This is a genomic window from Massilia orientalis, assembly GCF_030411975.2.
Classification (GTDB): Bacteria; Pseudomonadota; Gammaproteobacteria; order Burkholderiales; family Burkholderiaceae_D; genus Telluria; species Telluria orientalis.
In genome coordinates, this window is record NZ_JASNRB020000010.1 from 154,215 (window position 1) to 175,386 (window position 21,172).

At 62.8% G+C, this 21,172-nt stretch carries 16 protein-coding genes; 3 read left to right on the forward strand and 13 right to left on the reverse strand.

What is annotated here, in order from left to right; translation table 11 throughout:
- Positions 1-51 precede the first annotated feature (51 nt).
- Positions 52-795: an aquaporin gene (locus QPK29_RS17895; protein WP_371770142.1), complete on the forward strand. Its 744-nt coding sequence runs from the start codon at positions 52-54 to the stop codon at positions 793-795.
- Here the strand turns inward: QPK29_RS17895 and QPK29_RS17900 are convergent.
- The 4 genes from QPK29_RS17900 to QPK29_RS17915 all read right to left on the reverse strand — a co-directional run bounded on the left by QPK29_RS17900 (position 764) and on the right by QPK29_RS17915 (position 7,778).
- Complete coding sequence (locus tag QPK29_RS17900) at positions 764-1,591, reverse strand: M28 family peptidase (protein ID WP_371770141.1); 828 nt, start codon at positions 1,589-1,591, stop codon at positions 764-766. The genes QPK29_RS17895 and QPK29_RS17900 overlap by 32 nt on opposite strands.
- A 347-nt stretch (positions 1,592-1,938) precedes the next feature.
- Entirely contained in the window at positions 1,939-3,354 is a 1,416-nt protein-coding gene (locus QPK29_RS17905; protein ID WP_156403717.1) for an efflux transporter outer membrane subunit, read from the reverse strand.
- Positions 3,355-3,362: 8 nt separating this feature from the next.
- Positions 3,363-6,518 (reverse strand): efflux RND transporter permease subunit, encoded by a 3,156-nt coding sequence (locus QPK29_RS17910; RefSeq protein WP_056136369.1) that lies wholly within the window; start codon positions 6,516-6,518, stop codon positions 3,363-3,365.
- Positions 6,519-6,548: 30 nt separating this feature from the next.
- Entirely contained in the window at positions 6,549-7,778 is a 1,230-nt protein-coding gene (locus QPK29_RS17915; protein ID WP_160410204.1) for an efflux RND transporter periplasmic adaptor subunit, read from the reverse strand.
- Between the two features lie 157 nt (positions 7,779-7,935).
- On the opposite strand from QPK29_RS17915, the gene QPK29_RS17920 reads away from it, so the two are divergent.
- Positions 7,936-8,559 carry a TetR family transcriptional regulator gene (locus QPK29_RS17920; protein ID WP_056136373.1) on the forward strand — a complete coding sequence of 208 codons (624 nt, stop codon included), beginning with the start codon at positions 7,936-7,938 and terminating at the stop codon, positions 8,557-8,559.
- A gap of 156 nt (positions 8,560-8,715) precedes the next feature.
- Here the strand turns inward: QPK29_RS17920 and QPK29_RS17925 are convergent, their stop codons facing one another.
- The 7 genes from QPK29_RS17925 to tssE form a co-directional block, all read right to left on the reverse strand.
- A complete protein-coding gene (locus tag QPK29_RS17925; RefSeq protein ID WP_371770140.1) occupies positions 8,716-8,994 on the reverse strand; it encodes a PAAR domain-containing protein in 279 nt (92 codons plus the stop codon).
- Positions 8,995-9,756: 762 nt separating this feature from the next.
- Positions 9,757-10,272: a hypothetical protein gene (locus tag QPK29_RS17930; protein ID WP_156403718.1), complete on the reverse strand. Its 516-nt coding sequence runs from the start codon at positions 10,270-10,272 to the stop codon at positions 9,757-9,759.
- Between the two features lie 89 nt (positions 10,273-10,361).
- On the reverse strand, positions 10,362-10,976 hold the full coding sequence (locus QPK29_RS17935) for a hypothetical protein (protein ID WP_371770139.1): 615 nt from the start codon (positions 10,974-10,976) through the stop codon (positions 10,362-10,364).
- Positions 10,977-11,078: 102 nt separating this feature from the next.
- Complete coding sequence (locus tag QPK29_RS17940) at positions 11,079-13,733, reverse strand: type VI secretion system Vgr family protein (RefSeq protein ID WP_371770138.1); 2,655 nt, start codon at positions 13,731-13,733, stop codon at positions 11,079-11,081.
- Positions 13,734-13,799: 66 nt separating this feature from the next.
- Positions 13,800-14,813, reverse strand: a complete 1,014-nt coding sequence (tssG, locus tag QPK29_RS17945) for a type VI secretion system baseplate subunit TssG (protein WP_400189793.1) — start codon at positions 14,811-14,813, stop codon at positions 13,800-13,802.
- On the reverse strand, positions 14,810-16,627 hold the full coding sequence (tssF, locus tag QPK29_RS17950) for a type VI secretion system baseplate subunit TssF (RefSeq protein WP_371770136.1): 1,818 nt from the start codon (positions 16,625-16,627) through the stop codon (positions 14,810-14,812). The genes tssG and tssF overlap by 4 nt, the downstream gene beginning before the upstream one ends.
- An 11-nt stretch (positions 16,628-16,638) precedes the next feature.
- Positions 16,639-17,085 (reverse strand): type VI secretion system baseplate subunit TssE, encoded by a 447-nt coding sequence (tssE, locus tag QPK29_RS17955; RefSeq protein WP_160410211.1) that lies wholly within the window; start codon positions 17,083-17,085, stop codon positions 16,639-16,641.
- 123 nt (positions 17,086-17,208) lie between these two features.
- Here tssE and tssK point away from each other — a divergent pair, with 123 nt between their 5' ends.
- The gene (gene tssK, locus QPK29_RS17960; RefSeq protein ID WP_371770135.1) at positions 17,209-18,543 is read left to right on the forward strand and encodes a type VI secretion system baseplate subunit TssK; all 1,335 of its coding nucleotides are present in this window, start codon (positions 17,209-17,211) and stop codon (positions 18,541-18,543) included.
- Positions 18,544-18,556: 13 nt separating this feature from the next.
- Here tssK and QPK29_RS17965 read toward each other — a convergent pair whose 3' ends face one another.
- Both QPK29_RS17965 and QPK29_RS17970 read right to left on the reverse strand, forming a co-directional pair.
- Positions 18,557-19,963: an MFS transporter gene (locus tag QPK29_RS17965; protein ID WP_371770134.1), complete on the reverse strand. Its 1,407-nt coding sequence runs from the start codon at positions 19,961-19,963 to the stop codon at positions 18,557-18,559.
- A 1-nt stretch (position 19,964) separates the two neighbouring features.
- The gene (locus QPK29_RS17970) at positions 19,965-20,831 is read right to left on the reverse strand and encodes a TauD/TfdA family dioxygenase (RefSeq protein ID WP_400189794.1); all 867 of its coding nucleotides are present in this window, start codon (positions 20,829-20,831) and stop codon (positions 19,965-19,967) included.
- Positions 20,832-21,172 lie beyond the last annotated feature (341 nt).

Sequence of the window (21,172 nt, forward strand, 5' to 3'; positions counted from 1 at the left end):
AGACTGGAATGGCGGTACTCCAGGACAGGGCCGATCGCGGACAATGGTGCCATGAAGCACGTCGACCATCTTTTGCGCCGCCTCGTCGCCGAGGGGCTCGGCACCGCCCTGCTGCTGGCCATCGTCGTCGGCTCCGCCGTCATGGGCGACCGGCTGGCGGGCGGCAATGCGGCCATCGCGCTGCTCGTCAATTCGATCGCGTCCGGCTGCGGCCTCGTCGTGCTGATCCTCGCGTTCGGCGCCGTCTCGGGCGCGCACCTGAATCCCGTCGTCACCCTGTCCGAAGCATGGCAGCGCAACCTGCCGGGCGCGCTCGTGCTGCCGTACCTGGCCGCGCAGGTTGCCGGCGCGTTCGCCGGCGTGGCGCTCGCGCATTTGATGTTCGGCGAACCCGTGTTCGCGGCCGCGACGCAGGCGCGCACGGGGGCGGCGTTGTGGTGGAGCGAAGGCGTCGCGACGTTCGGCCTGCTGGCCACGATCATCGGCTGCGCGCGCACGCGGCCCGGCGTCACGCCGTATGCGGCGGCCCTGTTCATCGTCGCGGGGTACTGGTTCACGGCGTCGTCGTCGTTCGCCAATCCCGCCCTCACGCTGGCGCGCGCGGCGACGGGCACGTGCGCCGGCATCCGGCTCGCGGACGTGCCGGGCTACGTGCTGGCCCAGCTGGCCGGCGCCGCGGCGGCGACCGTCGTCTTCGGCTGGCTGTATCCGCGCGCGCAGCAGGAGACCACAGCGGGCGCCACGGTGGCGGGCGGGCCGGGTCTTACCCGCGCTGTCCGGCAGCCAGCGCCGTGAGCGTGCGCGCGAGGCCGCTCACCACGCGCGCCATGCCGTCAAAGACGACCTGCTCGGGCGGCTCGTCCGTATCCGGCGCGGCATGTTCCGCCTGGCGGAACGGGAAGCGCGTGAACGACGTGTCGGTGAGGACGAGGGCGGGCAGGCCGGCGCCGGGATGGTGCCACGCGGCGCGGTCGGACAAGGTCACGCCCTGCATGTAGGCGGGCGTCGCGAGGCCGTGCGCCGGGCCGGACGCGATGCTCTGGAATGCCGACAGCGCATCCTGCACCTCGCGCGACGAAGCAAGGCTGCCCACGTAGGCGATGAAGCTGCCCGGACGCTCGGCGGACGGAGCGTCGTCGAGGTTTGGCAGCGCGGCGGCTTTCGGCGCGAGGAAGAACACGAAGCGGATCTCGGTGCCGCTGCTGGGACGCACGCTCGCGAGCAGGCGCGCCAGTTCCAGCACGGCCGCCGTCCCGGGCGCACCGTCGTCGGCGCCGTCGTCGCGGGCGCCGACGATGAAGGTGCGCGCCGCTTGTTCACCCGGGGGCACGCTGGCCAGCACGGCTTCGATGCGGCGTGCGTGGCCGGTCCCGCCGCGGTCCTGCACGGCGTAGCCGGCCGCCTGCAGCACGTTGCCGATGTAGGTGGCGTCCCGCGGCCCGCCCGCGAGCGCCGTCACGTGCGCGCGCAGGCGCATGGCCAAAGGCGGTTCCGGCATGGCGGCGCCGGGGTTCACGGTCATCGTCGCCAGCAGCACGAGCAGGACGATGGCAACGATGGCTTTCCAGTGTGCACGAAAAAAATGTCGCATGGCGTGGGGCGCGGCGCAAGGGGCGACCGTGCCGGACAGGCCGGGCTCGGCGCGCGTTGCGGTCCTGGCGGACGCCGTCCGGCGACGGCTGCCGGGGCCGCCCGTGCATGCAATGGTAAACCGGGGCCGGCCTGCGATTTCATGATACCGAAATCGCGGCCGGCCCCGGTCGGGGGCGTGCCAATGGCGCGCGGAAACAAACCCGCGCCCGTCGCTTCCGGCACTGCCGGAAACGACTTTCCAGCACTGCCGGAAACGACTTCCGCGCAGGCGGGGATCCAAGTTCTGCATGCATTTCGACAGCGCATGCAAGATTGGGCCCCCGCCTGCGCGGGGGCGACGGCTCATCAGCGCGCGGCGGTCGCCGGCCCCGGCTCGCTCCAGCCGCCCCCCAGCACGCGGTACAGCGTGACCTGGTTCTGCAGGCGCAGCAGGTTGGCCTGGATGGCCTGCTGCTGCGCGGTGAACAGCGAGCGCTGGGCATCCAGCAGGTCCAGGTAGCTCGCGGTGCCGTTGCGGTAGCGCAGGTCGGACAGGTTGAAGCGGTCCGTCTCGGCGGCCGCCACGGCCTGCTGGGCGCGCAGTTGTTCGCTGTACGTGGCCTGGCCGGCCAGCGCGTCCGCCACTTCGCGGAACGCGGTCTGGATCGACTTTTCGTACTGCGCGACGGTGATGTCGCGCTGGGCACGGGCGCTCTCGACGCCGGCGCGGGTGCGGCCGAAGTCGAACAGCGGCAGGATCGCCTGCGGCGCGAAGGTCCAGCCGAACGTGCCGCTCTTGAACAGGCCGGAGAGCTCGGAGCTGGCCGTGCCCGCGCTGCCCGTCAGCGTGATGCGCGGGAAGTAGTTCGCGCGCGCCGCGCCGATGTTGGCGTTGGCCGCGATCAGCTGCTGCTCGGCCGAACGGATGTCCGGACGGGTCGTCAGCAGGTCGGACGGCATCCCGGCCGGCAGGTCCGGCAGGTTCGTCGTCGCGAGCGTGGCGCCGGCCGGCAGGTTGTCGGGGATAGTCTGGCCGATCAGCAGGGTGAGCAGGTTCAGGTCCTGCGCGCGCTGGCGCTGGGCCTGGGCCAGCGTGGTGCGCGCCTGTTCGACGAGCGACACGGCCTGCTGCAGGTCGAGCTTGGACGAGACGCCATTCTCGAAGCGCAGGTTCGTCAGGCGCAGCGATTCCTCGCGCGTCTTCAGCGTCTGCTGCGTCAGGGACAGCAATTCCTCGTCCGCGAGGAACGTCAGGTACGTGTTGGCGACCTGCGCGATCAGGCTGATCTGCGCCGTCTTGCGCGCTTCCTCGGTGGCGAGGAATTGCGCCAGCGCGGCGTCGGACAGGTTGCGCACGCGGCTGAAGAAGTCCAGCTCGAACGCCGACACCGAAAGGCCGGCCTGGTACAGGCTGCTGATCGGCTGGTCCTTGCCCGTCGTCTGGCGCTGGCCCGTGATGCCGGCGTTAATGGCCGGGAACTGGTTCGAGCGCTGGATCTGGTACTGCGCCCGTGCCGCCTCGATGTTGAGGATAGCAACGCGCAGGTCGCGGTTGTTTTCCAGGGCCAGCGTGATCAGCTGCTGCAGGCGCGGATCGGTGAAGAAGCGCTGCCACGCGATGGAGGCGGGCGCCTCGTTCGCGACGGCGTTGCCGCTGTTGACGGTGCCTTCCACGGTCGGGAAGGCAGCCGCCACCGGCGCTTGCGGCCGCTCGTACTTGGGCGCCAGGTTCACGCAGCCGGCCAGTACGAGGGCCAGGGCCAGGGGAGTGAGTCGTTTCATGTTGTTCATCAGATTTTCGAGTCGATGACAGTATTTTCTTCTTCGTGCGCGTACTTCTTGCGCTGGCGTTCGCTGCCCTTGAAGAATCCGCGGATGACGACGAAGAACACGGGCACGAAGAACACGCCCAGTGCCGTCGCGGTCAACATGCCGCCCATCACGCCCGTACCGATCGCGCGCTGCGACGCGGCGCCGGCACCGCTGGCGACCACCAGCGGCAGCACGCCGAGGATGAACGCGAGCGACGTCATGATGATCGGACGGAAGCGCAGGTGCGCCGCCTGCAGCGCCGCCTCGAACGGCGACTTGCCCTGCGCCTGCAGGTCCTTCGCGAATTCCACGATCAGGATCGCGTTCTTCGCGGCCAGGCCGATGATGGTGATCAGGCCCACCTTGAAGTACACGTCGTTGGACAGCCCGCGCATCGATGCCGCGAGCAGCGAACCGAGCACGCCCAGCGGCACGACGAGCAGCACGGCCACCGGGATCGACCAGCTCTCGTACAGCGCGGCCAGCGCCAGGAACACGGCCAGCAGCGCGAAGCCGATCAGCACGAACACGGTCGAACCGGCGAGGATTTCCTCGCGCGACTGGCCGGTCCATTCATACGCGAAGCCGGCCGGCAGCTTGGCGGCCAGCGCCTGCATCTCGTCGAGCGCCTGGCCGGTCGAATAGCCCTGGGCGGCGTCGCCCGTGATGCTCATCGACGAATAGCCGTTGTAGCGCGACGTCTGCATCGGACCCGTGATCCATTGGGTCGTCGCGAACGCGGACAGCGGCACCGGCTGGCCCTTCGTGTTCAGAGCGTTAATGCGCAGGAGGTCTTCCGGCTGCATGCGCTCCGGCGCGTCGGCCTGCACGATCACGCGCTGCAGGCGGCCGGCGTTCGGGAAGTCGTTCACGTACGCGGAACCGAGCGACGTCGACAGCGCCGTGTTGATGGCGCCGAACGTCACGCCCAGGGCCTGCGCCTTGTCGCGGTCGATGTTCAGCTTCAGCTGCGGCGCATCTTCGAGGCCTTCCGGACGGATGCCCGTCAGCACCTTGCTCTGCATCGCCATGCCGAGCAGCTGGTTACGCGCCTGGAGCAGGGCAGCGTGGCCGAGGCCGCCGCGGTCCTGCAGGCGGAACGAGAAGCCCGTGCCGCGGCCCAGTTCCGGAATCGGCGGCGGGCTCACGACGAAGATGAACGAGTCGCGCAGCCCCATCATGTGTCCCGTGATGCGGCCCGCGAGATCCTGCGCGCTCTGGCCCTTGCCCTTGCGCTCGTCCCACGATTTCAGCGGGATGAACGCGAGGCCCATGTTCTGGCCCTGGCCCGTGAACGAGAAGCCCGTCACGGCGACCATGTCGGCCACTTCCGGCTGCTTCAGCACATAGTCTTCCATCGCATGCAGGACGACGTTCGTGCGGTTGGCGGTGGCGCCCGGCGGCAGCTGGATGTTGGCGATGATGTAGCCCTGGTCTTCGTTCGGCAGGAACGAGTTCGGCAGGCGCGCGAACATCAGGCCGACGATGCCGACCAGCAGGACGAACACGACCAGCGCGCGGCCGGAACGCTTGAGGAGCTTGCCGACGATGCCTTCGTAGCGCTTGGCGCCCGTCGTGAACGTGCGGTTGAACCAGCCGAAGAAGCCTTTCTTCTCCATGTGGTGGCCCGCTTCCACGGGTTTCAACAGGTGCGCGCACAGCGCCGGCGTGAGGGACAGCGCCATGAACGCCGAGAAGCCGATCGACGACACCATCACGATCGAGAACTGGCGGTAGATGTTGCCGACCGCGCCCTGGAAGAACGCCAGCGGCACGAACACGGACATCAGCACGACGGTCACGCCGATGATGGCGCCGGAGATCTGGCCCATCGCCTTGCGCGTCGCCTGCAGCGGAGGCAGGCCTTCCTCGGACATGATGCGTTCGACGTTTTCCACCACCACGATCGCATCGTCGACGACGATACCGATCACAAGGACCATGCCGAACATCGTCAGCACGTTGATCGAGAAGCCCATCGCGAGCAGTGTCGCGAAGGAGCCCAGCAGGGCGACCGGGACGACGATGGTCGGGATGATCGTGTAGCGGAAGTTCTGCAGGAACACGTACATCACGATGAACACGAGGATCACCGCCTCGATCAGGGTTTCCACCACCTGGCTGATCGAGATCTGGATGAATTTCGTGCTGTCGTAGGGGATCGAGTACTTCATGCCTTTCGGGAAGTACTTCTGCAGCTGATTCATGCGTGCCTTGATCAGCTTCGCGGTTTCCAGCGCGTTACCGGTCGGCGACAGCTGCACGCCGATACCCGTCGACGGCTTGCCGTTCAGGCGGGTCGACGTGGCGTAGGCCTGGCCGCCGATCTCGATGCGGGCGACGTCCTTCAGGCGCACGGTGGAGCCGTCCGGATTCGCGCGCAGCACGATGTTGCCGAACTGCTCGACGGTGGCCAGCTGGCCCGTGACGACGACGGTCGCGGTGATCTGCTGGCCCTTGGCCACGGGCAGGTCGCCGATCGTGCCGGATGCCACCTGGGCATTCTGCTGGCGGATCGCGGTGTTGACGTCGTCCGGCGACAGGTTGAAGCCGACCAGCTTGGCCGGGTCGATCCAGATGCGCATCGCCTTCTCGGTACCGAACAGCTGCGCTTGGCCGACGCCCTTGATCCGCTGGATCTCCGGCAGCACGTTGCGCGACGCGTAGTCGCCCAGCGCGACGGTGTCCCAGGTCGGGTCGTCGGACGAGAGGATCGTGAACAGCAGGAAGTTGGAGCGGGCCTTGTCGACGCGCACACCCTGCTGGGTCACCGCGGCCGGCAGGCGCGGGGTCGCGCGCGCGAGGCGGTTCTGGACGTCGACCTGGGCCAGGTCGGGATTGGTGCCGGTCTCGAAGCTGATCGTGATGGAGCCGGTGCCGTTGGCCTGGCTGGTCGACTCCATGTAGATCATGCCTTCGGCACCGTTCATCTCGCGTTCGATGACGGAGATGACGGAATCTTCCAGCGTTTGCGCGGAAGCGCCCGGGTAGGCGACGCTGACGACGATCGACGGCGGCGCCACGGTCGGATATTGCGCGATCGGCAGCTGCTTGATGGCGACGCCGCCAAGCACCATGATGAACAGCGCGATCACCCAGGCAAAAATGGGGCGGTCAATAAAAAAACGTGCCATTGTGGTTCCTGTTTATCTAGCCTTGCCTTCTTACTGGCGTGCCTGCGCACCGGCCGCGGCCGGGACTGCAGGGGCTGCCGGGGCGCCTGCCGGCGTCCACGGCACCGGTTGCACCGGCGTACCCGGAGGCAGCATCTGCAGCTTCTGGAAGCCGTCCACCATCACGCGTTCGCCTTCCTTCAGGCCATCCGTGACGACCCAGTTCTCGCCGTTCTGCGAGCCGATTTTCACGGTGCGCGGGGTCGGCTTGTTGTCGGCGCCGATCACGGTGAGCGTATCGCCGTTCGGGCCGCCACGGGTGACGGCCTGCTGCGGCACGAGGATGCCGTTCGGCAGCTCGGCCTGCGCCAGGCGCACGCGCACGTACTGGCCAGGCAGCAGGGCGTTGTCCGGGTTCGGCGTCTGGGCGCGCAAGGTGATCTGGCCGCTCGTCGGGTCGACGGTGATGTCCGAGAACAACAGCTTGCCCTTCGTCGGCAGCACGGTGCCGTCATCCGCGACGACGGTGACCGGTACACTGCCGCCGAGGCCCTTGTCGCCGGCGTTCTTGCGCAGGCGCTGCAGTTCGGTGGCGGACTGGGTGATGTTCAGGTAGACGTTGTCGGTCTGCTGGATCAGCGCCATCTGCGTCGCTTCGGTGGCGGAGACGAGCGCGCCTTCCGTCACGAGCGCGCGGCCGATGCGGCCCGAGATCGGGGCGTACACGTTCGCGTAGTCGGCGTTGATCTTGGCGATGCGCACCTGGGCCCTGGCCGAATTGACGTCCGCCTCGGCCTGCTTCTGGGCGGCGACGGCGTTCGTGAATTCCTGCTTGCTGACGGCCTGCGCCTCGACGAGCGGCTTGTAGCGCTCGACCGTGGCGGAGGTCGACGTCAGGTTCGCCTGGGCACGGCCGAGCGCGGCCTGGGCGGCGTTCAACTGGGCCTGGTAGGGCTCCGGATCGATCTGGAACAGCGACTGGCCCTGCTTGACCAAGCTGCCCTCGGTGAACAGGCGCTTCAGCACGACGCCGTTGACGCGGGCGCGCACTTCGGCCGTGCGGATTGCCTCGACGCGGGCCGGCAGTTCGGTCTCGAGTGCGACCGGCTGGACCTTCGTGGTGATGACGCCGACCTGGGGAGGCGGCATCTTGGCGCCAGCGGCGCCGGGACCGGCCTGGGCGTTATCCTTGGAGCCGCAGGCCGACAGCATGGCCACGGCGACCAGGGTGCACGCGGCGATCCTGGACAGGGTGAGGGAGGAGGAGTTGGCAGAGCGCATTCAATGCTTCCTTCTTGTGGAAAAAAGAATAAAACCGTCCTGCGACACTTCTTCGGCACAACAGGCGGTTTTACTACTGACTTTTGGAAAAACCCCGATATACTATCACGAGTGTATGTTTAATGTTTCCTACCTATAAAAACGGAGAGTCAGGCGGATGGCCCGCAGAACCAAGGAAGAAGCGGCAGCGACCCGCGACAGCATTTTGGATGCTGCTGAAAAATTGTTCGTCGAACAGGGTGTTTCTCGTACAACGTTGCAGCATATCGCAACCGCGGCCGGTGTGACGCGCGGCGCCATTTATTGGCACTTTGACGACAAGGGTGCGTTGTTCAACGCGATGATGGAGCGGGCGATCCTGCCGCTGGAGGCGGAGATGCAGGTGCTGGACCAGGTGGAGTCGGACGACCCCCTCGTCGACCTGCGCAACCACATGCTGGCGGTGCTGGACCGGACGGTCAACGATCCGGGCGCGCGCCGCGTGTTCGAGATCGCCACGCTGAAGGTGGAATTCGTCGGGGAGATGGATGCGGTGCGACAGCGGCGCAAGGACAATATGGCGAACTGGATGGCGCGGGCCGAACGGCGGATCGGGCTGGCCATCGACAAGGGCCTGATCTCGCGCGACGTGAATCCGACTCAGGTCGCGCTGGGGTTGTGGACCATGATCGATGGGTTGATTCGCAACTGGATGTTCGATCCGCAGGATTTCGATTTGCTGGCGTTGGGGAAGTGTGTGATTGATCCGTATCTGGAGGGGTTGCGGAGCGGCGGCGAGTAAGAAAAGGAAGAATTGACTTGGAGTGGACTCGCTCGCGATAACCATCTGCATGGCGCAGATGCGGGGCAGGTTCTTAGCGGCTGGTAGCCGCATCTACTTCCGGCTGAAGTCGCGATAAGGCAACCGAATTCGGTCCATGAATATGCAATGGCTGACTTAGCCAGCGCTGGCGCGGTGCGTGCCGATCAATTTGCATCCACATTCAGTAACGCAGTCTTCCACCGCTACTGCAATGCCGCCCACGGAAATGGTGGGGTGGGCGGAGATAATCTTGTTCACGCCATGCGGTTTGCCTCCTGGGTAACACTGCGGACACTCTACCAGATCGCCCAGTCGGGCGATGGGTTTCCCGTCTATATCGTGCAATGATGAGCCGCTAATCACCTTTCCACCATGATCGCTCGAGTCTCCAACCACTATAATCTTAAGCGACATCGCACTTACTCCCGAAGTTGGATTAAATATTCTTTGGTAAATCGATTCTGGTTGTACGAACTCGGGGAACAAAATTGGATTTTTTCGTCCATCAAAATTCGATACGAGCTGTTTTTTAGGTAAAAATCACACCGCTTGTCATAGTTTTGAAAGCTCCTTGTTGTCGCTGATCATGGTTTCGGCCATTTCCTCGTCCAAATTAATTAATTCCTTGTTCGTTGAGGTGCTGGTGGCGGGTTTCGTTGTCGGAAAGATTTGTTTAAATAAGGTTTTGGCTGGGACGAGATTTTCAGTTTAGAGCAAGAATAAACGCGCTTCCTTTTCGATATCTGGAGATCCGGCGCATACAGTCGATTTGGTAAAAACTATGCTTAAATATTTTTCAGAGAGGAGAGCTTTTTCGAAGGCGAATTTGTACTCATCAAGGATGGCCATGCGCAGTCGCGCTGCATTCTTTAACCTCTCTGTCGAACGAAAAAGATGCATCTATCAGAGTTGCATTTACTTTCCTGATTGCGTCTTGGTTCATTTCGCTGATTGCGTCGAATGAGACGGTTTGGATCAACGCTTTTTTGTCAGGTTTACTATCCCCGACCTTATAGCTGAACGGCACCCTCACTGCACTTTTAATATGGCGCATGCCACCACGAGGCATGTTATCGATATAAGTGCTCTCATTCCAAGACCTTCGATATCTGGTTCCTAAATATTGTGCGCATCCTTGCTATTTTCTACTATCTTTAGTCTTGCTAATTTACGTCTTTACTTCACACTCTCGACGCGGAATTTCCAGACATTCTCCGGCTCAATAAACTCAAGTCTCACTGAATGGCCAGTAGGAATGAATTTTTCTTTATCGATGACATATTCGTCGAGTGATACACCTGTTGGCAGATCTGAGTTCGGTGGATAGATGTAATCGGCGTTATCGAATAGCGGTCGCCTGAAGGCGTCTAGTCGTACTCCCATACAAGAGGCGAATAAACTCGGTAATTTATAAACGACAACTTGGCGATTCGGTCGCATTTCCATTAGATAAACAGACATGTGCCGAGCCGCAGTGCCACTTGCGCTGGAGGACTGCCCCTCGACGCAAGCGAATGGAAAGCGTTCGTACGCCTTGACGTCGGTCCCAAGGTCATCATTTACGGTGAACTCCCCGGGAAATGCTTTTGCGCGCGCCAGATCGACCTGCTTCCCTTGCCACGACACAACGGTATTTCGTGAGCCTGAAAAATGAAATGGAGTGGTTTTCGTAAATAGGCTGTTCTGTGCCATGTAATATGCTCTGTACCCATCGTACACCGCTTGGGGCCATGCAAGTAAAGGACAGCAAGTTAAGCTTGTAAATACCATAATTAGCTTTTTCATCGATAGGCCTTTCCGCCGGACGTGATCAAATAATCAGGATCATGGAGCCAGAATATCGTCTTTCCATGTGCCGCCGTGGATAGCCAGACCGCTTTGAAGCGTCCACGCTCCTTGGAATTTACTTCTTCGCCAGTTTTACGGTTTCGGACTTTCCAGTACAAAATTCTCTCAAAAGTATTTTCTTCGACCCCAAATATGTTGTGAGCGGGATCGCTGAATTTAAAACCATCCTTGACCTTTGGATGGTTTTTGTAGTTGGTCTTAAAGTCAACCCCATCCCACCAGTAAGCTCCATTCGAAGGATCGGAACCGTCGTTTGCCCATGCTTTAGTGGCAGCGTTCAATGCTTGTTTCATTCCCAAATCTTGGTCGATTTCATCGGTGCTCCCGGCTTTCATGAATCGTTCATAGCGTCTGTTCTTGCCATTGATTGCATATGTATAGTTCGGGTCGGCTTGAATTAGATCGGCTACCGTCTTTTTGCCCCAGGCGCGCGCACGGTTTGCCACGGCAAACGCGATCCCAGAAATTTCGTCGGGATCGTTTAGGGTCGAGGCTTCGCCATACGCGATGGCAGCAAGTCTTTTGATATTGGGATCCAAACTCGTCATGTTTTTCTTTCAAAGTGCTTTCAAATGGCTGGCCTATGCGTACGAAATTGGCTAAGATTTATTTTCGCTGGAATATAATCCTGTTTGTCGCTTTAAGTGCACTTATCTTTGGCTAATCCAGGAGGTATGCTTAATATCCTGGTCAACTGGAAATCCTTGCGTTCGGCCGCTTTCGTCAATAACTCCTTCAACTAGCTTCTGTTCCATACTATCTATTCGATAGCTAATGCCAGATATAGGATTTCCGCTCTCGTCCTCAAACGCAAAATACTGTTCTAATTCATCGACGTCATGGTCGGCTACCCATAAAGGATTAATGCTTGGTGTAGGAACATTCATACTCTTGGGTGCTGCAAAACTGTGACTTGCAGCGTTTGCCACGAATGTTCCATTGGTCCCGTGCTCGATTCCGCAACTTGCAAACTTTGCATAGCTGCCACCGCCGTTAATGACAATTTCATCTTTGGCGCTGATAGTAATACGGCTGGCGGTGTGCGATATTTCTAATTTCGCCAGTAACTTAATGTTGTTCGACAAGGCTTGGACATCGATGTCACCAGCTGCGGCAACCAACTTCATCCCGGCTTTCTGTACGAACAAACGGAACGTTTCGCGAATGCTTGCGAAGATATTGGTGTTGGCGGCTAATGAAACGCTTTTTCCAGTTGTGATAGCCACGTGTCCATCGCTGGCGATATGGGTGTCTTCGGCCGTCGTCGTTACAATTCCAGCTGCGCTTGCGAGCACACAGTGCGGTTTGACCAACTCCGGAAACTGTTTTCCTTTGGTAGCGGACCCCTCGATCGTTGTGTTTTGTGATTGCAGATTCGCTACGACGTCCCTCTGGTTGTTGTCGGTCTCTTGGGCGCCATTCTTCTGGGCAATTTCTCCCAATAATCGATGCTGTTCGTAGGCAAATGCAAGACGACGTGATGTTTCGTCCATATCCGTGATCGGCCCACGCGCCGTTTGTCTTGCTTCTGTCGTTATCATCAAACCTTTGGCAGCGCGAGCGACTCCATGGCCGTCAGTGCGTAGTTCCCAGCCTTCGCCGCGCAAATCCTTGCGTCCTTTTGTGTCTTCTACAAGGGTGATGTAGCCAAGCGAAAGCTGGCTACATTGATGATCGCTTTTCAGCTGCGCCTGGATCTTGCCGGCTGTGTCGTCGAGTATCAGGTGATTTCCGCGTCTGGCGCTATCGCCTGCTTGCAGTTCTCGGCTTCGCAAACCACTCAAAGCCTGCTGCTCAGGCAACTGCCACGGCGGCATGTGCGTGAAGTTGTACAACGCCCCAAGAATCACCGGATGGTCGATATTCCCGTCGAGATAGACCACCGCCACTTCCTCACCAACGCGCGGCAAACGAATATTCCCGAACTCGCTGCCGGCCCCCGGCGACATGACCCGAAGCCAGGGCGAACTGTTCTCGTCATAGTTACCCAGCCTGTCCCAATGGAACTGGACCTTGACCCGCCCGTAGCCATCGGTGTGGATCTCCGAGCCATCAGGCCCGACGACGATGGCGGTCTGGACGCCGGGATAGGTGCAAGGCTTGCTGTTGTAGTACCGGCCCGGACGCCACTGGATATCCTTGCGCACGCACCGGAACGTGTTCTCGTAATGCGATGGCGCGCCCGGACCGGCCTGGTAGTTGTTGCTGGCGTCGTGGTCGACGCTCAGGATCAGGTAGTCGCGGTCGCGTATGCTGGGCTGGGCTGGCTCGCCGCGCTTGGGAACGCGCAGCTCGGCACTGAAATGGCCGCCGAGCTTGAAGCACCGCCCCGGCTGGGCAGTACGGTCGTTGCCATGGGCTTCGAAATACTGGGTGTTCGCATCGCGCTCGCCCATGCGCTGCTGCGCGAGTTTCTCGCCGTCGTCGTGGGTGCGGAAACCGTAGGAACCCGTGTTTTCGTAGATCTCGTATGGAAAGACGTCGCCCTGGTCATTCAGTGATTCGGCGGTCGACCGCTGCGCCACCGGATTCTTGTAATCGAAGCTGGCCAGGGTCGTCTGGCCGGAACCGATCCGCCGCACTGGACTCCATTCCCGAATGCCGTCGTCTTCGAGCGAGCCGGCTTTGTCGCGGAACGGAATCTCTCCGGAATCGTCGATCCCGGACGGATCGATGGGCTGGGCGAGCGTGCTCTTGTCGCTGAGCCAGAGCGTGTGGCCATCTGCCCGATGCTCGTACCAGTAGTGCAGCCCGAGATCTTCCCAGCGGCGGTGCAGGTGGTTGTAGTCGGTCTCGTCGTACTGGTTGGCGCAGGTCATGCGCGGATAGTCGCCGACGATGGCCGCATGCCAGTCTGCCTGGCGGTAATGGGCAAAGGTGAGTTCCGTCAGTTCGATGACGCTCTTGCCGTGGAACGACACGTTGTCCTTGCGCAGCCTGGTAAAGGCCAGCCAGGGCTCGAGCACCATGCGATAAAACGCAAAACCGCCGTCGGCGCGCAGGAAACGGAATTCCGTGACGTAGCCGTTGAAGTAGCGCAACGAGCCGTCTTCGCGCACAATGGAAATCGTCACCATCCTGGCCATCATCGCCTTCAGGGGAATCCGCGCGTCATCGGACAGGAGCTCGACCTCGACACGGAAGCAGCGGGAGATTTCTTCGCGCGCAGTCATCCTGTTCGGCAGGAGAATGGGATCAGGCCCGTCGCCCCGGGGAAATTCCAGGCGCATCAAACGGTCGTGCTGCGCATCGAGACTGAACACCGACAGCGCAGCGCCTGCCGCGATCGCTTGACTCCCATCCATGGAACGCCTCCAATGGTTTGTCAGGTTTTTGATTTCCGCCGGTTAAGGTACTCAACCGGATGGCGGCTAACGTTGATTGGCAGCAAGGACTGCTCGAATCTCCGGCCGGCTTGCCTTGCCTACCGTACCGGTCAGGAATGAATTCCATCCAAGACGTCGCCGATCTTGCCCTTGGGTCCTCAAGGTCAGCGGCTTGAGACACGGCTTGCTCAGCAAAAGCGTGACTTCATATTGGACGGCGGGCACGGCAAACAGACTGACCATCTCTTTCAATGCCGCGTGAGCCCGCCCGGGCGGCAGGAACGCGTTCGCCTGTTCCTCATTCAGAGGGCCGATATGCAGGCGGACACGCAAGTCGTTCCGCCACGTGCGCCCACCCAGCGCGGCGCCATGGCCGAGGGTTGGATCGGTGACGCCAAGCGTGCTGCGGATCCTGGCCGGTATCGGATCCCAGGCGCCAACGAATTCTTCGATACGCACGGGAATGCCGAAGTACTCGCCGAGAACACGTTCCACGGTCGAAGCGGCAATCGGGCGTGTCCTGAGCAAGCCGGCGTAGAAGGCGGCGACTTCCGCCGGGATCGATTCGAAGGGGCGGGCCGGTCCGAAACTCGTGGGCCGAAGACCACCCAATGCGGCCAGGAGCGGAAGCAGATCGTCCCGGGCGCGCGTGTCCAGGCCGTGCTCGACGCGGTATTTTCCCCACGCCTCGTAGAACAGGCCGATGGCCCGGTTCGAAAACAGGTCGATGAACGGCTTCCAGCTTTCGTCGGCTGCCGCGCCCGTCCTGCCGGCTGCCCGTTCGGTGTCATGCAACGGCAACGTGCCGTTAGCGCCCAACAATCCGATGAATGCGGCGGTGATGTGGATGCGAGGTGCCCCGGCCGCGTCGCCTGGTTCAACCTGCATGCTTTCGATCTCGCTTGCCGGAAAAGCCAGCGACACGCTGTTTTGAAAGCGCAGCACCTGGTTGAACGCCTGGGGATACGGAATACCCTGTCGGCGCAGCATGCGTACGAGGATGTTCAGCAGTTGTGCGAAGCTGTACCGGTACGGTGCCGCGAGCAGGCGCTCGATCATGACAGCGGCGTGCTCCCACTTCGTGGTTTGCATCGGAACAGCTCCTCTCCGGTTTGGTGTGACAGGATCACCAGCTCGATAAAACCGTTCATCTGGACGTACAGCGCGAAGAACTGGTCGATGACCTGCACGAACAGGTGCAGGCCGGCGCCGACGAAGGCCTCCTCGTCGATCGTCAGGCGCACTTCGGTCCCGTGTGCCAGTGAGGCTCCGCGCTTGTGCCTGAGCCATGCTGTCGTCTCGGCATGTTCCAGGGCGACGACGCCGGCGATCTGGCGCCGCGATACAGCAGATCCCGTGAAGTCGTACAGCGCGAGCATCTCGCGCAGGCCGTCGGCTCCTTCCAGCGCCAGGGCGCGGTGGTTCAGCGTCAGGTGCGAGATGAGGCGCCAATGTGCGCCCTGGCCGTTTGCCAGGCGATGGGGACGCGTGGGCCGGCGCAGGAAACGTATCCTCCCACCCTGCGCCGCGCCGGGTATCGTCAGGTCGCCGTCGGTCGACCCGCATTTCAACAGGCAGGGCAGGTCGCGGTTGGTGCAGGTGAGGTCGATCGACAGCGTCGTCTGCTCGACCTCGAGCGGCTCGCCGCGGGTATCGACGAGCGCGATGACTTTTTCATGGCCCGGACTGGTGACCGCCAGCGTATCGTCATGGCGCAGTATCCAGTAGCGGCCCTTGTGCGCATCGCTCTCGCCATGGCGCAGCGCATAGAAGGGGCGGAATTCGATGGGCGCGATGTCCTTGCCGCGCTGCCGCACCATGTGGACCCTGTCGACCGCATACACTTCGTACCCGGATGCATGCGCAGGATGGGCAAGGACCGAGTATTCCGCGGTGCGCTGCGTGTATCCGACCGGGACCCCCGGCTGCCTGAACAGATTGACGACCGGGGTGCAGCCGGTGAGCAGGCTTTGTGCCGACAGGCCCGCGAGCATCCTGGCCTGGTCCGATCCCGGCGCGATGCCCGCCAGCGCCAGGTGCAGCGTGAAGCCGGTGCAGTCCGATGGCAGCCGAGCACGGAGCGCGGCGAGGTCGATGTCGAAGAAGTTGAATTTTTCCGGGAAGGCGAAATACTCCGCGAGGAGCCGGTTGGCACGGTGCGAGCGCGCGTCGAACGGGATCAGGGCGTCGTCGTCGTCAAACCCGACCGCCGAAACCGGTATCGCGGCGAGCGGCATCCAGGCGCCGTCCGCGCCCGCCTGGACGTAAGCCGACGCCGTGCGCATGAACAGCGCATCGCGCAGCGCTGCGCAGAATGAAGCGTCACCGTCGAGATAAATCCGCATGGGCGCAGGCGCGCCGGCTGGAACCGGGGCCGCGAACTCGATGCCGATCGCCGCCGTCGCGCCCGGCGCGACCCGGGTCGACGACGGCGCGCGGATCACGGCATCGAAGCGGGCGGACGTGATGGCGACCGCGGATGGCGCGACATCGTATGCGGTCTGGAATTTGCAATGCACGCCGCGGACCGGTGCCGATTCGAGCAGTGTCCCGCGCGGCACGGTTCCGGTGCCGCCGCCGGCGGCCGGGAGGAAGCGCACGATCGCGCACGACGGAAACGGCCTCAGATAATGCGGAAACAGGAGATTGAGCAGCGCTTCCGTAAATTGTGGATAGGAGTCATCCAGACGTTTCGACACCCTGGCGCACAGCAGGGCGACGGACTGGATCAGGCGTTCGACATGCGGATCGTCGCACGCCTCGCCACCGAGTTGCAGCTTGGCCGCGACTTTCGGATAGCGCTCGGCGTATTCGCGGCACAGCTGCCGCATGGTGACGAGCTCGCGTTCGTATTGCGCAAACAGTTCGTCCATGATGTGTGTGCCTATGGAGCGTTACGCACGCTCTGGATCGAATAGCGTTGGAGCGATGGCTGGAACACGGCGTTGAAGTGCATCGGATCGGCCGCCGGCGCGCTTTTCAGTTGGGCGGTGATCACGAAGTCGACCCGGTTGATGGCACCTTTCCTGGGCTGCAGCGTCGCCGTCACCTTGTGCAGCCTCGGTTCGTGCCGCTCGATCGCCAGCCGGACCGCGGTGCAGATGCGTTTCTGGTCCGTGTCGCTCGTCATGCACATGCCGGCGAAGTCGATCAGGCCGTAGTTCACGATGGATCCGCTGACTTCGGGATAGCCGGCCAGCGTATCGGGCAGCAAGGCGGAACGGGTGTTGAGGAGCGCTTCCAGATCGCGTGTAATACTCTCCTTCCACGCGTGCGAGGTGTCGTCATCGGCATCCAGACGGTCGAACAAACCTGGCGTGAAACTCTGCATGCTGGTTTCCTTTAAAGCCGCCATTATTCCCCTCTTGCTGAGAATAAAGTTGCGCCCTCTCAACGGACCGAGGCGCAATGCCCGCCATGCTTTCCTGAGCGAATTTTGAACGAGGAGGCAACGATGAGCTTGGGCGCGAAGATCTTGTGGTCCGAGGGGTTGACGCTTGGACCCCAGCATTTCCAGCGGCAGGACCTGTACCACGAGACGCGGCTGCTCAGGATGGCGTCGGCGCTCAATCCGAATTTTTGGGGTGCACGTCTACTGGAGTGGAATATGGATGCGTTGGGCCATAATCTGCTCGAAGCGCAGGCCATGTCGCTGATCTTCCCGGACGGGGCGGTCTACGAGGCCCCCGCGACGGACTTGTTGCCGGTCCCGGTCGACCTGGCCCGACTGCCCCCGGAGATCAATACGTTCACGATGTATGCCGCGCTTCCGACCATTCGGCCGCATGGCGCGAATGCGGAGGAGGGCGGTCGTTACGCGTTGGCCGAGTCGGAAACATCCGACCTGTTCAGCGACGCGGTGCCGATCGACGTGCCGTTCCTGAAGAAGCGGGCCCGGCTCGTTTCGCATGCCGAGCCGCGCGATGGCCACGTCAGTTTTCCCGTGTTGCGCATCCATCGTGATCCGCGTGGCGGTTTCGAGGTCGATCCGACGTTTGTCCCGCCGTGCGTGGCGATCAGTGCTGCCCGTCCGCTCCAGCAACTGCTCGACGGCCTGATGAGCGCATTGACCGCGAAGATCGTGTCCCTTCATGCCGCGCACCGGAAGACGAACGCGTCCACCTACGAGGTCCACGCCGGCGACATCACGTCCTGGTGGATGCTGAACGTCATCAGCACCGCGAACGCATCCCTGCAGCACTGCTCGCGTTCCCGCGTACAGCACCCGGAAGCGCTGTACGAGAAGCTGCTCGCGCTTGCGGGCGGCCTGATGACCTTTTCGGACAGGTACGCGACGTCGGACTTGCCGGCCTACGACCACGCGGATCCCGGCGTCACGTTCGCACAGCTCGATGCGTTGATCCGCGACCTCGTCGATACCGTCATCTCGGCCAGGTATTTCACGATTCCGCTCGTGGCCGAGGATAATCGCCGCACGCATTTCAGAGGCGCGCTCGATCCGGCGAAGCTGGCCCAGGACACGCAGCTTTGCCTGGCCGTGAGCGCGGACATGCCGGCGCTCGAACTGGTGTCCGCCGTGCCGATCCGGTTCAAGATCGGATCGCCCGACGACATCGAACGCATCGTGGCGTCGGCCCTTCCCGGCATCGCGTTGACCCACATGCCGCAGGTGCCGGCCGCGGTCCCGGTCCGGCCCGACACCTATTATTTCTCGGTGTCGACCAGGAACGGGCTCTACGAAAATGCGCTGAAAGCGGAGGCGATCGCGATCTATGCCCCGGCCGGGATGCGTGAACTGAACATCGAACTGATCGCGTTCACGCAGTGATCCCGGCTTCTCGTCAGCCTCGCGTGCGCGGGTGCAGCCGCGCAAAGCTGATGCAGGCGCCCAGCAACGCGATGCCCGCCGCAGCGGCGAGGGCATACGTGGTGCCATGGCGCTCCGACAGCACGAGGCAGCCCGCCACCAGCGCGGCGCCGCCGGCCTGGCCCGTCAGGCGCGCCGTCGCGACGATGCCGCTCGCGCCGCCGGCCCGTTCGCGCGGCGCGCTGCCCATGATCGCCTTCATGTTCGGCGCCTGGAACAGGCCGAAGCCGATGCCGCACACGGCCATGCGCCATGCGATCGCGAACGTGGACGGCGCCTCCGGCATCCACAGCAGCGCCGCCATGCCGGCGCACAGCACCAGCAGGCCGATTCCCGCCAGCAGCCCGGATTCATGGCGGTCGGACAAACGGCCGGAGATCGGGCCCATGATCCCGACCAGCACGGGCCAGGGCGCCAGCAGGAAGCCCGTCTCGACGGGCGAACGGCCGAGCACCTGCTCGAAGTGGAAGGGCAGGGCGACGAACGCGAGGCTCTGGACGGCGAACGTGCACACGGCCGTCAGCGCCGACAGCGCGAACAGCGGCCGCGCCAGCAGATCCGTCGGCAGGATCGGCGCCGCATGGCCGCGCTGGCGCCGCAACAGAAGCGCGAAGCACGCGGCCGTCGCCACGGCCTCCAGACCCAGGCGCGCGGGCGGCACGCCATGCGCCGCATCGCCCAGCAACAGGATCAGGAAGCCGAACGCCCCCACGTTGCACAGCGCCGCGCTGGCATCGAAGCCGTGCTTGCCGCGCGCGTTGTCGGGCAGGACGCGGCGGGCGAGCACGAACGCCGCGGCGCCGATCGGCACGTTGATGGCGAACAGCCACGGCCACGAGGCCAGCGCCAGGATCAGCGATGCGAGCGTGGGACCGACGGCGAACGCCACCGCCACGACGAGGGCATTCAGGCCGAAACCCTGGCCCTGCAGGTGCGCCGGATAGATGGCGCGCATCATCGCCGTCGTCACGCCCATCAGGGCGGCGGCGCCGAGGCCCTGCAGCAGGCGCGCGCCCACGAGCAGCGGCAGGTTCCACGCCAGCGCACATAATAAGGATGCCACCGTGAACAGCGCCAGGCCGGCCGTGGCGACTCTCCGGTAGCCGACGCGCTCGCCCAGCGCCGCGAACGGCAGCAGCGTGGCGACCATCGCCAACTGGTAGATGTTGACGATCCAGACGGAGGCGGCGGCGCCGGCGTGCAGTTGCCGGGCCAGCTCGGGCAGCGCCGTGTTGGCGATCGCCGTGTCGAGCGACGCCATCGAGACGCCCGTCATCAGGGCCAGCATCGCCCAGCGGCGGCGCGCCGCGGGCAGGCCGTCGGCGGGCGCCTGGACCGCGGCGTTGGCGATGCTGCCGCGGGTCAGAACGGTTTCTGTCATATCAGTCCCTTGCCACTCCCGATGGACCGATGCGTTCGGCGTTCGGCACATCCGAGATGCGGATGCGGATCAGGTGGCGGCGCTCGTCCGTGTAGGTCGTGCGGCCGTGCAGCATGTGGTGGTTATCGACCAGCATCAGCGTGTCGTCCGGCAGCTGTTCCTCGAAGCGAACGGCGCCTTTTTCGACCACCTCGTTCATCAGCGCCAGCGCGTCGCACAGGGCGGGCGTGGCCAGGTCGGGGCGGGCGTCGAGCCCCTTCAGGATCGAGTCGTAGCGCCAGCGCATCGCGAAGCGCGGCGCCGGCTTCACGCTGTAGCGGGACGCGGCACGCGTGACCGGTCCGAACACCGGGGCCACGTGGACTTCGACGGTTTCCTCGCCGGCCGCGTACACGGCCGGGACGCGGAACGGCACCGGCGTGGTGCACAGCAGGTCGAACGCGGCGCGGCCTTCGTCCGTGCGCTGCAGCGCGTCGTAAATGTCGTCGCCGTCGACCAGCAGCGACTTGCCGCCGTCGCAACGTGCGGCGTGCACCACGTACAGGACGAACTGCTCTTCGGGCATCGGATAGAACGACGAATCCGTGTGCATGTCGGCGTTGCCGACGCGCTCGGAGAAGGTCGTGAAGCGGCTACCGCCTTCCGTGGCGGGCCTGGCGCGGACATCCCACGCGACGCGGCCGGTGCGCTGGTCCGTCGAGGTGGGATAGCCGAGCATCAGGGTCAGCGCGTACAGGGCCGCGTTGCGGCGTTCTTCCGGCAGTCCGGCCAGGCCGAGGTTATGAATCACTGCACCATGCGTGCGCAGGCCGAGTAATCCTTCGGTGAAATGGGCCAATACCGGAACACGCCCCAATTCGGTGCGCAATTGCACCTCATTGGGATGCGCGTAAAAGCCATTCCCGTTAAAACTATCAAAATGTTTCAACAGAATTTCGAGAATGGAATCGAGGTCGGTATTCCAGTCGATGGCAGCGTTGGCGAATACGATTTTGCCAATGCGGGAAATGGAAGTGAGCATGTAAAGAACTCCAAAAGTTGCCGTTAGGTAAGTTTTTAAATTCTAAAATATGCCAATGTTTTTTCGCAATCTAATTCCTGTTATTTAAATATCGTTGTGCGAAAATGTTACGTTCTGGAATCAAGAACGAGGTGTCGCAAAAACTCGACAAGAGTGAAAAACAGGGATATGTAGACAACTCATGTGCG